The 14,779-nt window shown below is 53.4% G+C and carries 15 protein-coding genes; 8 read left to right on the top strand and 7 right to left on the bottom strand.

Annotated features, from left to right (window positions below; genetic code table 11):
• Positions 1-4 precede the first annotated feature (4 nt).
• The 3 genes from OQV00_RS20490 to OQV00_RS20480 all read left to right on the top strand — a co-directional run bounded on the left by OQV00_RS20490 (position 5) and on the right by OQV00_RS20480 (position 3,680).
• The gene (locus OQV00_RS20490) at positions 5-1,207 is read left to right on the top strand and encodes a glycoside hydrolase family 53 protein (protein WP_266279345.1); all 1,203 of its coding nucleotides are present in this window, start codon (positions 5-7) and stop codon (positions 1,205-1,207) included.
• A 31-nt stretch (positions 1,208-1,238) separates the two neighbouring features.
• Positions 1,239-3,296 carry a beta-galactosidase gene (locus OQV00_RS20485; RefSeq protein ID WP_015585017.1) on the top strand — a complete coding sequence of 686 codons (2,058 nt, stop codon included), beginning with the start codon at positions 1,239-1,241 and terminating at the stop codon, positions 3,294-3,296.
• A gap of 69 nt (positions 3,297-3,365) precedes the next feature.
• Complete coding sequence (locus OQV00_RS20480; RefSeq protein ID WP_015585016.1) at positions 3,366-3,680, top strand: glucose PTS transporter subunit EIIB; 315 nt, start codon at positions 3,366-3,368, stop codon at positions 3,678-3,680.
• Between the two features lie 139 nt (positions 3,681-3,819).
• On the opposite strand, the gene OQV00_RS20475 is transcribed toward OQV00_RS20480, so the two are convergent.
• Positions 3,820-5,091 carry a maltoporin gene (locus tag OQV00_RS20475; protein WP_004858775.1) on the bottom strand — a complete coding sequence of 424 codons (1,272 nt, stop codon included), beginning with the start codon at positions 5,089-5,091 and terminating at the stop codon, positions 3,820-3,822.
• Between the two features lie 269 nt (positions 5,092-5,360).
• Here OQV00_RS20475 and OQV00_RS20470 point away from each other — a divergent pair, with 269 nt between their 5' ends.
• The 3 genes from OQV00_RS20470 to ykgO all read left to right on the top strand — a co-directional run bounded on the left by OQV00_RS20470 (position 5,361) and on the right by ykgO (position 6,955).
• The gene (locus OQV00_RS20470; protein WP_004858776.1) at positions 5,361-6,434 is read left to right on the top strand and encodes a LacI family DNA-binding transcriptional regulator; all 1,074 of its coding nucleotides are present in this window, start codon (positions 5,361-5,363) and stop codon (positions 6,432-6,434) included.
• 117 nt (positions 6,435-6,551) lie between these two features.
• A complete protein-coding gene (locus tag OQV00_RS20465; protein WP_004858777.1) occupies positions 6,552-6,812 on the top strand; it encodes a type B 50S ribosomal protein L31 in 261 nt (86 codons plus the stop codon).
• Positions 6,813-6,814: 2 nt separating this feature from the next.
• Complete coding sequence (gene ykgO, locus OQV00_RS20460) at positions 6,815-6,955, top strand: type B 50S ribosomal protein L36 (protein WP_003859006.1); 141 nt, start codon at positions 6,815-6,817, stop codon at positions 6,953-6,955.
• On the opposite strand, the gene OQV00_RS20455 is transcribed toward ykgO, so the two are convergent.
• Entirely contained in the window at positions 6,952-7,662 is a 711-nt protein-coding gene (locus OQV00_RS20455; RefSeq protein ID WP_015585015.1) for a GNAT family N-acetyltransferase, read from the bottom strand. The two genes, ykgO and OQV00_RS20455, sit on opposite strands and share 4 nt — an antisense overlap.
• A 104-nt stretch (positions 7,663-7,766) precedes the next feature.
• Here OQV00_RS20455 and pdxR point away from each other — a divergent pair, with 104 nt between their 5' ends.
• Positions 7,767-9,218: a MocR-like pyridoxine biosynthesis transcription factor PdxR gene (gene pdxR, locus OQV00_RS20450; RefSeq protein WP_104896844.1), complete on the top strand. Its 1,452-nt coding sequence runs from the start codon at positions 7,767-7,769 to the stop codon at positions 9,216-9,218.
• Here the strand turns inward: pdxR and OQV00_RS20445 are convergent.
• Entirely contained in the window at positions 9,193-9,663 is a 471-nt protein-coding gene (locus OQV00_RS20445; protein WP_004858780.1) for a YlaC family protein, read from the bottom strand. The genes pdxR and OQV00_RS20445 overlap by 26 nt on opposite strands.
• Here OQV00_RS20445 and OQV00_RS20440 point away from each other — a divergent pair.
• The gene (locus tag OQV00_RS20440) at positions 9,657-9,791 is read left to right on the top strand and encodes a hypothetical protein (protein WP_223306663.1); all 135 of its coding nucleotides are present in this window, start codon (positions 9,657-9,659) and stop codon (positions 9,789-9,791) included. The genes OQV00_RS20445 and OQV00_RS20440 overlap by 7 nt on opposite strands.
• Here the strand turns inward: OQV00_RS20440 and maa are convergent.
• From maa to acrB, 4 genes are all read right to left on the bottom strand, one after another.
• Positions 9,763-10,329, bottom strand: coding sequence for a maltose O-acetyltransferase (gene maa / locus OQV00_RS20435; RefSeq protein WP_004858781.1), 567 nt, complete (start codon positions 10,327-10,329; stop codon positions 9,763-9,765). The genes OQV00_RS20440 and maa overlap by 29 nt on opposite strands.
• A gap of 151 nt (positions 10,330-10,480) precedes the next feature.
• Positions 10,481-10,699 carry an HHA domain-containing protein gene (locus tag OQV00_RS20430; RefSeq protein ID WP_004858783.1) on the bottom strand — a complete coding sequence of 73 codons (219 nt, stop codon included), beginning with the start codon at positions 10,697-10,699 and terminating at the stop codon, positions 10,481-10,483.
• Positions 10,700-10,725: 26 nt separating this feature from the next.
• On the bottom strand, positions 10,726-11,100 hold the full coding sequence (gene tomB, locus OQV00_RS20425) for an Hha toxicity modulator TomB (RefSeq protein WP_004858785.1): 375 nt from the start codon (positions 11,098-11,100) through the stop codon (positions 10,726-10,728).
• A 527-nt stretch (positions 11,101-11,627) separates the two neighbouring features.
• A complete protein-coding gene (acrB, locus tag OQV00_RS20420; RefSeq protein ID WP_004858787.1) occupies positions 11,628-14,774 on the bottom strand; it encodes a multidrug efflux RND transporter permease subunit AcrB in 3,147 nt (1,048 codons plus the stop codon).
• Positions 14,775-14,779 lie beyond the last annotated feature (5 nt).

Genomic DNA, 14,779 nt, shown 5'->3' with positions numbered 1-14,779 from the left:
CCCCATGAAAAGATTAACACCCGCGTTGCTTGCTGTTTGTCTGGTATGCAGTTTTTCCCCCGCTGCACTGGCCGCCGAGGCGCTGCAAACGCGCGCATTTCGCGCGCTGCCTGCGGATTTTATTAAAGGCGCTGATATCTCTACGCTGCTGGATGCGGAAAAGCACGGAGCAAAGTTTTATAACCACAACAACCAGCAGCAGGATCCGATCGCCATTTTGAAGGCCGATGGCGTGAACTATGTCCGCCTGCGCCTGTGGGTTGACCCGAAAGATGCGCAGGGTCAGGGCTACGGCGGCGGTGATAACGATCTGGCGGCGACGCTGGCGCTGGCAAAGCGGGCAAAAGCGCAGGGTATGAAGCTGCTGCTGGATTTCCACTACAGCGATTTCTGGACCGACCCGGGTAAACAATTCAAACCGAAAGCCTGGGAAAAAATGGATTATCCGCAGCTGAAAACGACCATTCACGACTACACCCGTGACACCATCGCCCGCTTTAAACAGGAAGGCGTTCTGCCGGATATGGTGCAGATTGGCAATGAGATAAATGGCGGCATGCTGTGGCCGGAAGGCAAAAGCTGGGGGCAGGGCGGCGGTGAATTTGACCGTCTGGCTGGCCTGCTGAATGCGGCAATCGACGGCCTGAAAGAGAATCTGCAGAATGGCGAGCAGGTGAAAATCATGCTTCATCTGGCTGAAGGCACTAAGAACGATACCTTCCGCTGGTGGTTTGATGAAATCAGTAAGCGCAACGTACCGTACGACATCATCGGTCTGTCGATGTACACCTACTGGAACGGCCCGATTAGTGCGCTGAAAGCGAATATGGATGATATCAGCAGGCGCTATAACAAAGATGTGATCGTCGTGGAAGCCGCCTATGCCTATACCCTGGAAAATTGCGATAACGCGGAAAACAGTTTCCAGGCCAAAGAAGAAAAAGAGGGCGGTTATCCGGCCACGGTACAGGGACAATATAATTATATCCACGATTTAATGCAGGCCGTTGCCGATGTTCCCGACCAGCGCGGGAAAGGTATTTTTTATTGGGAACCGACCTGGATCGCCGTGCCGGGAAATACCTGGGCTACATCGGCGGGAATGAAATATATCCACGATGAATGGAAGCAGGGTAATGCCCGGGAAAATCAGGCGCTGTTTGATTGCCAGGGAAAAGTATTACCTTCAGCAAAAGTCTTTAATTAATCGTTAAGTTTTACACTTCAGGATGTTTATTATGAATAAATTTGCGCCTTTGAGTCCGAAGGTCAATGCGCTATTGCATGGCGCTGACTATAACCCGGAACAGTGGGAAAATTATCCCGGTATTATCGATCAAGATATTGCCATGATGCAGCAGGCTAAATGCAATGTCATGTCGGTGGGGATTTTCAGCTGGGCCAAACTTGAACCTCAGGAAGGCGTATTTGAATTTGGCTGGCTGGACAGCATTCTGGATAAGCTGTACGCCGCCGGTATTCACGTATTTCTGGCTACGCCAAGCGGCGCGCGCCCGGCCTGGATGTCGCAGGCCTATCCGCAGGTGCTGCGAGTGGGGCGCGACCGGGTACCGGCGCTGCACGGCGGACGGCATAACCACTGTATGACGTCACCGGTTTATCGGGAGAAGATTTTTAAAATCAACAGCCTGCTCGCGGAACGCTACGCACAGCATCCGGCGGTTCTCGGCTGGCATATTTCCAATGAATATGGCGGAGATTGCCATTGTGAACGCTGTCAGGCGCGGTTCCGCGACTGGCTGAAAGCGCGTTATCAAACGCTGGATAATCTCAATCACGCCTGGTGGAGCACTTTCTGGAGCCATACCTACAGCGACTGGTCGCAGATTGAGTCGCCGGCACCGCAGGGGGAAGTGTCCATTCACGGGCTGAACCTTGACTGGCGTCGCTTTAACACGGCGCAGGTCACGGACTTCTGCCGCCATGAGATTGCCCCGCTGAAGGCGGCGAATGCCGACCTGCCGGTGACCACCAACTTCATGGAGTACTTCTACGATTACGACTACTGGCAGCTGGCGCAGGCGCTGGATTTCATCTCCTGGGATAGCTATCCGATGTGGCATCGCGACAAAGATGAAACCACGCTGGCCTGCTATACCGCGATGTACCATGACATGATGCGCAGTCTGAAGGGCGGTAAGCCGTTCGTGCTGATGGAATCAACGCCGAGCGCCACCAACTGGCAGCCGACCAGTAAGTTGAAAAAACCGGGGATGCATATTCTCTCCTCCATGCAGGCTGTCGCCCACGGGGCAGACTCAGTTCAGTATTTCCAGTGGCGTAAGAGCCGTGGCTCGGTGGAGAAATTCCACGGCGCGGTCATTGACCACGTTGGTCATCTGGATACCCGCGTCGGCCGCGAAGTCAGCCGGCTGGGTGATATGCTCAGTCGTCTGCCTGGCGTGGTGGGCTGTCGCACCGATGCGAAAGTGGCGATTATCTTTGACCAGCAAAACCGCTGGGCGCTGGATGATGCGCAGGGCCCGCGTAATCTCGGGATGGAGTATGAAAATACCGTTAATGAACACTACCGGCCATTCTGGGAGCAGGGTATTGCGGTCGATATCATCGATGCCGATGGCGACCTGAGCGCCTACCAGCTGGTTATCGCCCCGATGCTGTATATGGTTCGCGATGGGTTTGCCGCGCGCGCCGAAGCGTTTGTCGCCGACGGAGGCCATCTGGTGACCACTTACTGGACGGGGATCGTTAATGAGTCCGATCTTTGCCACCTTGGTGGTTTCCCGGGACCGCTGCGCAACCTGCTGGGGATTTGGGCGGAGGAGATTGATTGCCTGAATGACGGCGAGCGCAACCTGGTTCAGGGGCTGGCAGGCAACGAAGGCGGGTTACAGGGGCCGTATCAGGTGCGCCATCTGTGTGAGCTGATTCATGCCGAAAGCGCCCGGCCGCTGGCAACCTATCGTGATGATTTCTACGCCGGCCGCCCGGCGGTGACCGTGAATCATTTCGGCAAGGGGAAGGCCTGGCATGTCGCCTCACGCAACGACCTGGCTTTCCAGCGCGATTTCTTCGCGGTTATCAGCCGGGAGCTGGCCTTACCGCGGGCGATCGAGAGTGAGCTTCCGCCGGGCGTGGTCGCCACGGCCCGCACCGATGGTGAAACGACCTATGTTTTCTTGCAGAACTACAGCGCTCAGCAGCACAGCGTAAGCCTGCCGCAGGGCTATCAGGACAGTCTCTCCGGTGCGGCCATTAGCGCGCCGTTGACCTTAACCGCATGGGACTGCCGTATTCTCAGTCGTAAAGCGTAATCACTGCGTTATCCGAGCCTGCTCCTGCGAGCAGGCTTTTTTTTACCTTGATATTATCAGGAGTGCATGATGGTAAGTTTAAAATCCTTTCTGCATTATTTCGCCCAGCCTCGCCAACCGGTGCCGTTAAGTGATGTTGAAAAGCAACAGCTACAGGATTTAATTCAGGCGTTTGGTGGGGAGGGAAATATTGTTAATGTCGACGCCTGTATTACGCGTTTACGGGTCACGGTGAATAATCTGGCTATTGTCGATTCTCAGGCGCTACAGCAGCAAGGGGCGCTGGGTGTAATTATTATCGGGCAACAGGTGCACGCTATTTTTGGCAAGCAGTCTGATACCTTACGTCAACTATTAGATGAGCATTTTACCAGCCGTAAATAAAATTCATAAATAAAAAGGGATAACTCAATATAGAGTTATCCCCAAAACAAGACAAAGAAAACAATGGCAATAATCATTACCGGAGGGTAATTACGACCTTACAGCTGGAGATAAAAAGCTTCAGATAACAAAAATACGTTTACCACCAGGCTTCGACCTGGACGCCGAAGTTCCACGTATTGCTGGCGGTTTGATCTTCAAACGGTTTACCATTCTCGGAATCATTGAGATAGGAGGCAAAAATACGTAATTCAGGGCGTGACATAAAGTCCGGGCCATCGGCCAGACCCAGCGCAATGGTGTATTTCTCGCCGGCTTGTTTGTAGTCGGTATTGTTCTTATAGCTGTCTTTCTGGTAGAAACCGCCGACTTCGCCAATCAGACGGACATACTCGGTGAACTGATACTGTCCGCGTGCGACCAGAGAGAGTAAACGCGTTTTATTGGTGTAATCGGTGATGTCGTCGGCGGAGCCCCAGGTCAGCACATGGTTAATCGAGAATTTGTCGGTAATCGGAATCAGACCGGTGTTGATCACGCGATAGCCGGTGGCATCGTTGACATAGTTCCACATGTCGTACCAACCGCCGCCCTGGGAGACCATGTTCTGCGCCAGCCCTTTATTTGCATACTGCAGAACCAGCTTGTTGTAGCCGCCCAGCATATCCTGGCTGATTTCGCCGGTCAGCATCACGCCGTTATCGGCATCGTACAGCCCGCCGTAGCTATCCTGTTTTTTGGTGGTGTTGGGCATCGCGTAATCGATACCAAATTCGGTCCAGGCGCCGGACCACGGTTTCCAGCCCGCATAGCGCAGATCGACATAGTTGATATTGACGTTACTGTCGCCGTCGACGCGGTAATCGACGTCGTTTGCATCACCGCGGATCCAGGCAAGTGAAACGGCGCCTGGGCCTAAGGTATAGTTTTCGATCCCGGCACCGGAACCGGAGATGTTCCAGTATTTGGTATCGATGATGTGCAGATCGTGGCGCTGATAGTAGCGCTTGCCGCCCCAAATGACCGCGTTAGGATCGCCGGGGATCAGGCCTTTAATTTGCAGGTTCAGCTGACGCAGGCCAAACTGCGCATCGTCATTGAGGGTGGTTTCGTTATCGTTAGAACCGTCAGAGACCATGCTGACCATGCTATCGAGATAGAAGCTGACGTCATCCTTCTTATACACCTCAGAACCCAACTCCAGCTCGCCATAGGTATCAGATTCGTTACCCAGACGACCAATTTTGTTTTTTTGCCATTCGGCCAGACTGCCATCCCCGGAGACCCCAACCCCGGCACGCATATAACCATGAAAATCAATTCCAGGAACAGAGGCGGAAGCCGCGAGCACGGATGGTGAAATCAGCGCGGCGGCCAACGCAACAGAGACTGTGCGCAGCGTAGTGTTCATGTCTATCCTCTTATTGTTTTGTATTACGTTCACATTAACGGTGTCATGAAATGCCTAAACGTAACTTCAGGCAATTTAATGATCGTGATAGTGTGATTAAGTGCAAATAAAATGGCGTAATTTGTTACGGTCAGTGAGTCCATTCACAATTTGATGTGTTGTGAGCGTAATACTTTTATTGTCATTTTTTAGCATGGGAACGTTGCAGGGCGCGTTTTTTTAAATGGCCCCTGTTACAATCCAGGGATAACAACATAAGGAACCGGACCATGAAGTCGAAAAGCGCAACCTTAGAAGATGTCGCGCGTCATGCAGGCGTCTCCTATCAGACCGTGTCCAGGGTGCTCAATAAATCTGCTAATGTATCCGAGGCCACGCGTCGTAAGGTGGAGAAATCCATTGAGCTATTGCGGTATGTCCCTAACCGCCTGGCTCAACAGCTGGTGGGCAAGCAAAGTCGGACCGTCGGTCTGGTGACAATTTCACTGTCGTTGCACGCGCCTTCTCAGGTTGCCGCAGCGGTAAAACGCTATGCGAATGTGGAAGGTTATCAGGTGCTCATTTCTATGATTGATGAGAGCGTCAATCAAAGTATTCAGGAATCCATCAATGAGCTGAAGTCCCAGCTGGTTGATAAGGTGATCATCAACGTGCCTCTGGAGACCGAACAAGCCCAGAAAATCGCGGCTGACAATGATGATATCGTTTGTCTCTTCCTCGACGTCGATCCCTATAGCTCCGTGTTTAACGTTTCGTTTAACCCGGCTGACGGCACCCGCGCGAGCGTCAAATATCTGTATGAAATGGGTCATCGGGATATTGCGCTGCTGGCCGGGCCGGAAAGCTCCGTCTCGGCAAAATTGCGTCTGAAGAGCTGGATAGAGACGCTGGCTGGCTATGGGCTACAGCCGGTGACGGTGATTCGCGGGAACTGGGACGCGCAGAGCGGCTATGCGGGCGCGCTGCAGATGTTGCGTGAGACGCCGAAATTTACGGCGGTGCTGGTGGGGAATGACCAGATGGCGCTGGGGGTACTGAGCGCATTTCATCAGCATCAGGTGCCGATTCCCGGTGAGAAGTCGGTGATTGGCTATGATGATACGTATGAAAGCTCATTCTTCTATCCGGCGCTGACCACCGTGTCGCTGGATCTGGATTTGCAGGGTAAAGAGGCCGTACGCCGTATTCTTGCTAGCGGCGATGGCGAAACGTCGCATACCTCTTCAATCCTGCCTGCCCGGCTGGTCGTGCGTCATTCTACCGGGCCAAAAACGGAGCAGGGTAAAGACCTACAGGCCATTGCAGAACAGCTGCGTGCGCTTGCACATCAACTGAATCCTTAATCTCTCACGGGCGGTTCGCGCCGCTCGATTTTACATCCCTGAGCTTCTCATGGTTGATCTTTGTCTTTTTGCGGCGTAACCTTATTGTTATGTTATAACATATCTGTTGAGGTTATCATGAAAGACAATATCCATCCGCATTACCGTACCGTTGTGTTCCATGACACCAGCGTGAATGAATATTTTAAAGTGGGATCGACAATCAAGACCGAGCGCGTAATTGAACTGGATGGGGAGACCTATCCTTATGTCACCCTCGATGTGTCGTCCAAATCGCACCCGTATTACACCGGTAAGCAGAAAGCCCTCAACAGCGAAGGCAGCACTGCACGTTTCCGCCAGCGTTTCGGCGGCTTTATTGATGCTAAAAGGAACTAAGGATGCAGGTACTCAACTCGTTGCGCAGTGCGAAACAGCGCCACCCCGATTGTCAGATTGTGAAACGCAAAGGGCGGCTGTACGTTATCTGCAAAAGCAATCCTCGTTTTAAAGCCGTGCAGGGACGTAAGAAGAGACGCTAATCTCCTGATGTACGGAAGCTCTCCAGCGTGGCGCGCTGCTGACCATCGGGGCTAAAGTTTCCGCTGGCCAGCCATCGCTGCATCGCTTTATCTATCAGTGGCCACTCGCTGTCGATTATCGAAAACCAGTCGGTATCGCGGTTGTGGCCCTTTATCACTAACGCCTGGCGAAAACGTCCCTCAAAGTGAAACCCCAATCGTTGCGCCGCCCGGCGCGAGGGTTCGTTCAGGCTATTACATTTCCACTCATAGCGGCGATAGCCGAGCGTATCGAAGACGTAGCGCATCAGAAGCCACTGGGCTTCCGTCGCCATTGCGGTCCGACTGAGCAGCGGCGAGAAGTGCACGTGTCCGACTTCGATCACGCCATTTTGGGCATCAATACGCATCAGCGCCAGGGAGCCGACGGGCTGTCGGGTGCGTTCATCCACGACGGCGAAATGGAGAGGATCGCTGAGCTTTTCCACGCTGGTTATCCAGGCGCTGAACGTCTCTACGCAGTTGTCCGGTTCGCGCAATAACCACGTCCAGCTTCGGGTATCCGGGGCCAGCTGATGTGCGGCAAAGAGCGCGCTGGCGTGAGCGGCAGTCAGCGGCTCCAGGCGGCAATAACGTCCCTGTAGAATTTGACGTTGCGGAAACGGGCGCGGCTGCCAGTCGGGCAGGGCCTGGCCAACGGGTTGTCCGAACGAATTATGTTGCTGCATGGGGGGGCTCCTTATCTGCGGGGGAATAGCGTGAGACTAAAGTTTTACTGGTTCCATAAAAAGATCCATCAGAGTATGTTTTGATGGTGCCACGAGGAGCCGAGATGAATATTCCTGATGATGCCTTCTTCACCCTACTGGAACACACCTTGTCCCGGCGAGGTCATGAAACCCTTCAGCGCACGCTGTATCGTGCGCTGCGCGAGGCGATTTTACAGGGAGCGCTGGCAGGCGGTAGTCGGCTGCCGGGTTCACGTGCTATCGCGACGCGGCTCAATTTGTCGCGTAATACGATTAACGGGGCGCTGGAGCAGCTGACCATGGAAGGCTACCTGCAGCGCAGCCGCCAGGGGACGTATGTGGCGACGCTGACCGCCTCCGGTGAGCGGGAAGGGCTACCGCTGACCATTGCGTTGCCGGAGCGGCTGATCGCGCTACCTCCCGGCACCCGTCGCGATTCGCCGACGCTGATATTTACTCCCGGCACGCCGGCGATTAACTATTTTCCTTTACCGCTCTGGCGGCGGCTGCTCGACAAGGTGCTGCGTGATGAGGGCAGCGCGCTGCTGGGTTACGGAGAGGCGGCAGGGGAACCCGCGCTGCGGGAAGCGATTGTCCGTCATCTGGCGCTATCTCGCGGGATCCGCTGCGACGCCCGGCAAATCGTGATTACCGAAGGCGCGCTCGAAGGCGTCAACCTCTGTACCCATCTGCTGAGCGAAGCGGGCGACACCGCATGGGTTGAAGAGCCGGGATATCCCGGCGCGAAGAGCGTATTTATGAAGGCCGGGTTACAGGTAAAAGGGATGCCGGTAGACAGTGAAGGGATGTGTCCGGACATGGACGAGAACCTGCCGCCGCGGCTGATTTTTACCTCGCCTTCGCATCAATATCCCTGTGGCGCGGTGATGAGCGCAGGCAGGCGTCTGGCGCTGCTGGAATATGCCCGCCAGCATGATGCATGGATTGTTGAAGATGATTACGACAGCGAGTTTCGCTATAGCGGGGAACCTGTTCCGGCCATGTCAGGGATGATGAAACAGGCGCCGGTGGTCTATATCGGCACCTTCAGCAAGACGCTGTTTCCGGCGTTGCGCATTGGTTTCGTGGTGATGCCTCCCGCCCTGGCGCAAGCCGCTCAGGGATTCGTGGGATCGCTGCTGCGCGGTGGTCACCGGGCTGAGCAACGAGCGCTGGCGTTGTTTATCGAAGAGGGGCATTACGCGCGTCATCTGGCGGCGATGCGGCGCTTGTATCGCCGGCGACAGCAGCAGCTCCGTGAGGTGCTGGCAGCGGAGCTGACGCAACCTTTTGCTCTTCTCGGTGGCGAGGGCGGACTGCACCTGGCGGTAGCCATTGACGGGATAGACGATGGAGCGGTGGTGGAACAGGCGCGGCAGTATCAACAAGCACCGGCGGCATTAAGCCGGTTTTACCTTGATACACAACGCGCGCGAAGCGGGCTGGTGCTGGGATATGGCAATACGTCCGCCTCGCATTTTGGCCCTGCGGTGCGGACGTTGAATCGTCTTATTGAGCGGTATCGACGCGGGTGAGGCTGAAGATATCGTAGAACGAGAGTTCACCTTTCGTCGCCACCATTTTTTGTAGCTGGGTTTTCTGCTCGCCGGCCACGCGGGGTGACTGCATAATGCGTTCGATCAGCTGCTGAGGGACATATCGCGTGTTGTACCACTCCCCGTTGTAGCAAACGCGAAAATCCAGGACATCGATATCTTCGTAGCGGTAGCGCGGGTAGACGTCAAAAAAGAAGAAGCCGTTTAACAGGGCGAACAGAACCACCAGTAGCCAAACTGAATCGGCCAGCGTTTCCGATGTCAGCATGACCACGAACGTCGCGAGGAACGCGGCGTACATTGCGACGAACAGCCACGGATGATTGCGAATAAAACTGATACTAAAGCGCGGACGGTTGTCGCGCTTCTCTTTCACATTGAGCTCATCAATCGTGTTTGTCAGCAGTTGCTGTATTTCTGTCATCTTGGTCCCCGAATTCTGCTAAGGCTCAGCCTGAAGGCTATTTTATGTTGCGGGAATCTCTCGGGAAAGTAACAGATCAGTTGCAGAAAAGCATAACAGTTACGCTTTTTCCGCTGTCAGCATCTTAATGATTTGCGCCGGGTTGCCGCCGACCACGGCATTGGCCGGAACATCTTTCACGACCACGGCACCGGATGCAATAACGGCATTATCGCCGATAGTAATCCCGGGATTAATGACCGCCCGACCGCCAATCCACACATTATGGCCGATAGTAACGGGTTTACCGTACTCTTTACCGCTGTTGCGTTCGGCGGCATCTAAGGGATGCGTGGCGGTATAGATGTGGACGCCGGGCGCCAGCATACAATTATCACCGATGTGAATCGGACAGACATCAAGCATCACACAATCAAAGTTTGCGTAGAAATTGGTGCCGAGGAAAATATTGTAACCATAATCACAGCGGAAAGTGGGTTCAATATAAGCATCGCTTGCCCGGCCAAACAGTTCAGTCAGACATATTTTCCGCCATTCCCGCTCGTCCGGAGCCGAATGGTTGTAGCGATGCAGCAATTGCCTGGCGCGCAGGCGGTCTGCCCGTAGCGTGGCATCACCAGCCTGATACAGTTCACCGGCGATCATTTTACGTTTCTCTTCACTCATGATGCTTTCCTGATTAAGGTAGGTAGGCGTCACAGTATAAAAAAGAAACCGGTTTCATGAGCGCGCTTTAGTGACTTATGCGAGTAATATCACAATTATACCCAGAGTAGGGGAGGACCCGGTTAACCGTCTGACTGAGATGTGAAATGAATTAGCGAATGAACTTCCACACCGATGTCGGGATTTTGTCGTAGAGCTTATTCATGGTCAATTCAGCAAGACGGTGGTCGGCCGCTGAGTAAAATACAGCCAGTTCGTTATCTGAAAGTTCATATTTGTTTTTTTCAATTACGCGTTCCAGCGTATCAATTGTCTGACAGCGACGTAAGCGCATCAAATAGTCTGTTTTGGTTAATGGTTCACCAGACATAACTTCACCTTTTGATTGTAATAATACTAACAAGAAAGACTTGCCGGATTTTCCCGACTGGCGTTGACAAAACATCGGAATAACCGATTTCCCGATTTGCGCCATTTCTGTAGATCGGCCGTGTTAATGCCATAACTGCTGAACAACATAAAAGTGTCATCCAGGTATTCGTCCAGCTGAGCGATCAGTTTATTATCCTCAGCATACTTAATTTTATAATTAAGCGCGAACGTGGCTATGTGTTCGATCAATTCATTAAGTTGAAGATTGATAGCCGACGTTGGATCATTCACCCACCCGTGGTTACTCTCTTCCAGGTTTGCAAGGCAGTCATGATACAGGGTTTCGCAAAGAAATCGAAGCTGCGCGATATCATGTCTTTTTGGCGAGTATTCGTCCATAACGCATCCCCTTTTTAGTGGTTTAAACGACGACTAACAAGCACCGTTGTGGGATGAACACGACTAACAGACCTGACACATACATTGTAATCCTGTTGTTTTAACTATAATCCACTCTTAAAAAGATTTCACCGTGCTATTACGAAAAATTACAATTATCGCCGTTAATTTATCTTAAAAATATCTGAACTTATTATGCCACGGCAATCAATGTGGTGATTCTGCGAAAGCAAAGCTTATGGATCATTGATTTAGCAGGCACTTTTCTTTGGCACCAGTTCTCACCCCCCAGATAACACTGGGTTAAGAATATTCTTAGTTAAGATAAGGGTAAAGCGGCAAAAGAATAATCTGATAAAAACAAAGTAAAAGCTTATCGCCGGAAATTGTATATCAGGATACAAAGTAAACCGTAGCAATGCGTGCGTTTCAATATACGCTATCCGAAAAATTTCCTCAACGAATCCCGAAGCGAGCGGGGGCACAGGCGAAAAAAAGGGCCGCTGGTGCGGCCCTCAGTGGAGAGATTAATGATGCTCAGTCGGATGGCTGTGCTCAATGTCTTCCGATTTCTTGCTGAAGCGGCGGCGAACCACCACAAAGAAGACCGGAACAAAGAAGATAGCCAGAACCGTTGCCGTCACCATCCCGCCCATTACGCCGGTACCTACGGCGTTCTGTGCGCCGGAACCTGCGCCGGAGCTAATGACCAGCGGCATAACCCCGAGGATAAACGCCAGTGAGGTCATCAGGATTGGACGCAGACGCATACGTACCGCTTCCAGGGTCGCTTCAATCAGACCCTTGCCTTCTTTATCCATCAGATCTTTGGCGAATTCTACGATAAGTATCGCGTTCTTCGCCGACAGACCAATGGTGGTCAGCAGGCCTACCTGGAAGTAAACGTCGTTCGTCAGACCACGGAACGTTGCCGCCAGCAGTGCACCGATAACCCCCAGTGGGACAACCAGCATAACGGAGAACGGTATCGACCAGCTTTCATACAGCGCCGCCAGACACAGGAATACCACGATCAGCGAGATGGCATACAGCGCCGGCGCCTGGTTACCGGACAGACGTTCCTGATAGGACATACCGGTCCAGTCATAACCAATACCCGAAGGCAGTTTTTTGGCCAGCTCTTCCATCATCGTCATCGCTTCACCGGTACTTCTGCCCGGAGCCGCCTGACCGAGGATTTCCATCGACGGCAGACCGTTATAGCGTTCCAGACGCGGTGAACCATACTCCCAGTGTGAGGTGGAGAAGGCTGAGAACGGCACCATCTGTCCATCGCTACCGCGAACGTACCAGTTGCCAATATCTTCCGGCAGCATACGGTATTTCGCTTCGGACATGACGTACACTTTCTTCACGCGACCGCGGTCGATGAAGTCATTGACGTAGCTACCGCCCCAGGCTGCGCCCAGCGTGGTATTGATGTCGCTGATAGAAACGCCCAACGCCTGCGCTTTCTCCTGGTCAATATCCACCTTGAACTGCGGCGTATCTTCCAGGCCGTTAGGACGAACGCCGACCAGCAGGTCAGGGTGCTTCGCCACTTCACCAAACAGCTGGTTACGTGCCTGAGTCAGTTTTTCGTGACCTAAGCCGCCCTGGTCGATCAGCTGGAAGTCAAAGCCGGTTGCGGTACCCAGTTCGACGATAGCCGGCAGGTTAAAGGCGAAGACCATCGCATCTTTAATCTGCGAGAAACGGGCCATCGCACGACCGGTAATCGCTTCAACCTTGTTCTCGCTGCCCGGACGTTCGCTCCAGTCTTTCAGTGAAACGAACGCAATACCGGTGTTCTGACCACGACCCGCGAAGCCAAAGCCGTTAACGGCGAACACAGATTCGACGTTGGCTTTCTCTTTCGTAAGGTAGTAGTCCGTCATCTCATCCAGCACTTTCTGCGTACGTTCCTGCGTAGCGCCGGCAGGAAGCTGCGCCATGCTCAGGAATACGCCCTGATCTTCATCTGGCAGGAACGAGCTCGGCAGACGGACGAACAGCCAGGCCATTCCGACGACGATAATCAGATACAGCACCAGGTAACGACCGGTACTGCGCAGAATGTTACCTACGCTATCGGTGTAATGGTGCGTGCTCTTATCGAACATGCGGTTAAACCAGCCAAAGAAGCCTTTGTGCTCGCCATGACCGCCTTTAGCGATAGGTTTCAGCATCGTGGCGCACAGCGCCGGGGTCAGGATTAATGCAACCAGCACCGACAGCGCCATCGCCGAAACGATGGTGATGGAGAACTGACGATAAATCGCACCCGTTGAACCACCGAAGAAGGCCATCGGGATAAATACCGCAGAAAGCACCATCGCGATACCGACCAGTGCGCCCTGAATCTGGCCCATGGATTTACGGGTTGCTTCCTTCGGCGGCAGGCCTTCTTCCGCCATGACACGCTCGACGTTTTCCACCACCACGATGGCGTCATCGACGAGCAGACCTATCGCAAGCACCATACCAAACATGGTCAGGGTGTTTATCGAGAAGCCAAAAATGGCCAGGATGGCGAAAGTACCCAGCAAGACGACCGGTACCGCGATGGTTGGAATCAACGTGGCGCGGAAGTTCTGCAGGAACAGATACATAACCAGGAAGACCAGGATGATCGCTTCGACCAGCGTTTTAACCACTTCATGAATCGAGATTTTCACGAACGGCGTGGTGTCATACGGGTAAACAATCTTCAGGCCTGACGGGAAGTACGGCTCCATTTTCGCCAGTTCAGCGCGAATGGCGTTGGCGGTATCCAGGGCGTTGGCGCCGGTCGCCAGTTTGATACCCAGACCGGAAGCCGGCTGGTTATTAAACTTCGCGACGATGTCATAGTTTTCACCGCCAAGCTCAACTTTCGCTACGTCACGCAGACGAACCTGCGAACCGTCCTGGTTCACTTTCAGCAGAATATTGCTGAATTCGTCAGCGGATTTTAGACGGGTCTGCGCGATGATAGAGGCGTTCAGCTGCTGGCCTTTCACCGGCGGCGTACCGCCTAACTGACCGGCTGCTACCTGGGCGTTCTGGGCTTTAATCGCGCTGATCACATCGACCGGCGTCAGCTGGAAGTTGTTCAGTTTGTTCGGATCCATCCAGATACGCATCGCGTACTGGGAACCAAACAGCTGAACGTCACCCACGCCGGACGTACGGCTGATCGCATCTTTCATGTTGGCGCCAACGTAGTCGGAGATATCCTCCTGCGTCATGGTGCCGTTGGTGTTGATAACGCCGACAACCATCAGGAAGCTGCTGGAGGATTTCTCCACGCTCACGCCCTGTTGCTGTACTTCCTGCGGCAGCAGCGGCATGGCGAGCTGCAGTTTGTTCTGCACCTGTACCTGCGCGATGTCCGCATCCGTACCAGACTGGAAGGTCAGGGTAATCTGTACCGTACCGGTTGAGTCACTGTTGGAGGACATGTACATCAGGTTATCGATACCGTTCATGTTCTGTTCGATAACCTGCGTCACGGTATCCTGCACCGTTTTCGCATCAGCACCCGGGTAGGTTGCGGTGATCGAGACCGCCGGCGGCGCAATCGTTGGATATTGCGCAACAGGCAGCTTCAGGATCGCAAGTCCCCCGGCAAGCATGATGATTATGGCGATCACCCATGCGAATATGGGGCGATCGATAAAGAAATTAGGCATGTCTT

Origin of the sequence: Klebsiella sp. DY2415 (genome assembly GCF_026314315.1) — a bacterium.
Lineage (GTDB): Bacteria > Pseudomonadota > Gammaproteobacteria > Enterobacterales > Enterobacteriaceae > Klebsiella > Klebsiella ornithinolytica.
The sequence above is the reverse complement of the archived record's forward strand: the minus strand, read 5'-3'. Positions and strand labels throughout refer to the sequence as shown.

Bases quoted from the DNA above. Each gene is read 5' to 3' on its own strand.
- OQV00_RS20475 (WP_004858775.1), bottom strand. From the start codon at position 5,091: ATGAACACTACGCTGCGCACAGTCTCTGTTGCGTTGGCCGCCGCGCTG.
- maa (WP_004858781.1), bottom strand. From the start codon at position 10,329: ATGAGTGAAGAGAAACGTAAAATGATCGCCGGTGAACTGTATCAGGCT.
- ykgO (WP_003859006.1), top strand. From the start codon at position 6,815: ATGCAGGTACTCAACTCGTTGCGCAGTGCGAAACAGCGCCACCCCGAT.
- OQV00_RS20455 (WP_015585015.1), bottom strand. From the start codon at position 7,662: ATGCAGCAACATAATTCGTTCGGACAACCCGTTGGCCAGGCCCTGCCC.
- OQV00_RS20490 (WP_266279345.1), top strand. From the start codon at position 5: ATGAAAAGATTAACACCCGCGTTGCTTGCTGTTTGTCTGGTATGCAGT.
- OQV00_RS20430 (WP_004858783.1), bottom strand. From the start codon at position 10,699: ATGTCTGGTGAACCATTAACCAAAACAGACTATTTGATGCGCTTACGT.
- acrB (WP_004858787.1), bottom strand. From the start codon at position 14,774: ATGCCTAATTTCTTTATCGATCGCCCCATATTCGCATGGGTGATCGCC.
- OQV00_RS20485 (WP_015585017.1), top strand. From the start codon at position 1,239: ATGAATAAATTTGCGCCTTTGAGTCCGAAGGTCAATGCGCTATTGCAT.
- tomB (WP_004858785.1), bottom strand. From the start codon at position 11,100: ATGGACGAATACTCGCCAAAAAGACATGATATCGCGCAGCTTCGATTT.
- OQV00_RS20480 (WP_015585016.1), top strand. From the start codon at position 3,366: ATGGTAAGTTTAAAATCCTTTCTGCATTATTTCGCCCAGCCTCGCCAA.
- pdxR (WP_104896844.1), top strand. From the start codon at position 7,767: ATGAATATTCCTGATGATGCCTTCTTCACCCTACTGGAACACACCTTG.
- OQV00_RS20465 (WP_004858777.1), top strand. From the start codon at position 6,552: ATGAAAGACAATATCCATCCGCATTACCGTACCGTTGTGTTCCATGAC.
- OQV00_RS20470 (WP_004858776.1), top strand. From the start codon at position 5,361: ATGAAGTCGAAAAGCGCAACCTTAGAAGATGTCGCGCGTCATGCAGGC.
- OQV00_RS20445 (WP_004858780.1), bottom strand. From the start codon at position 9,663: ATGACAGAAATACAGCAACTGCTGACAAACACGATTGATGAGCTCAAT.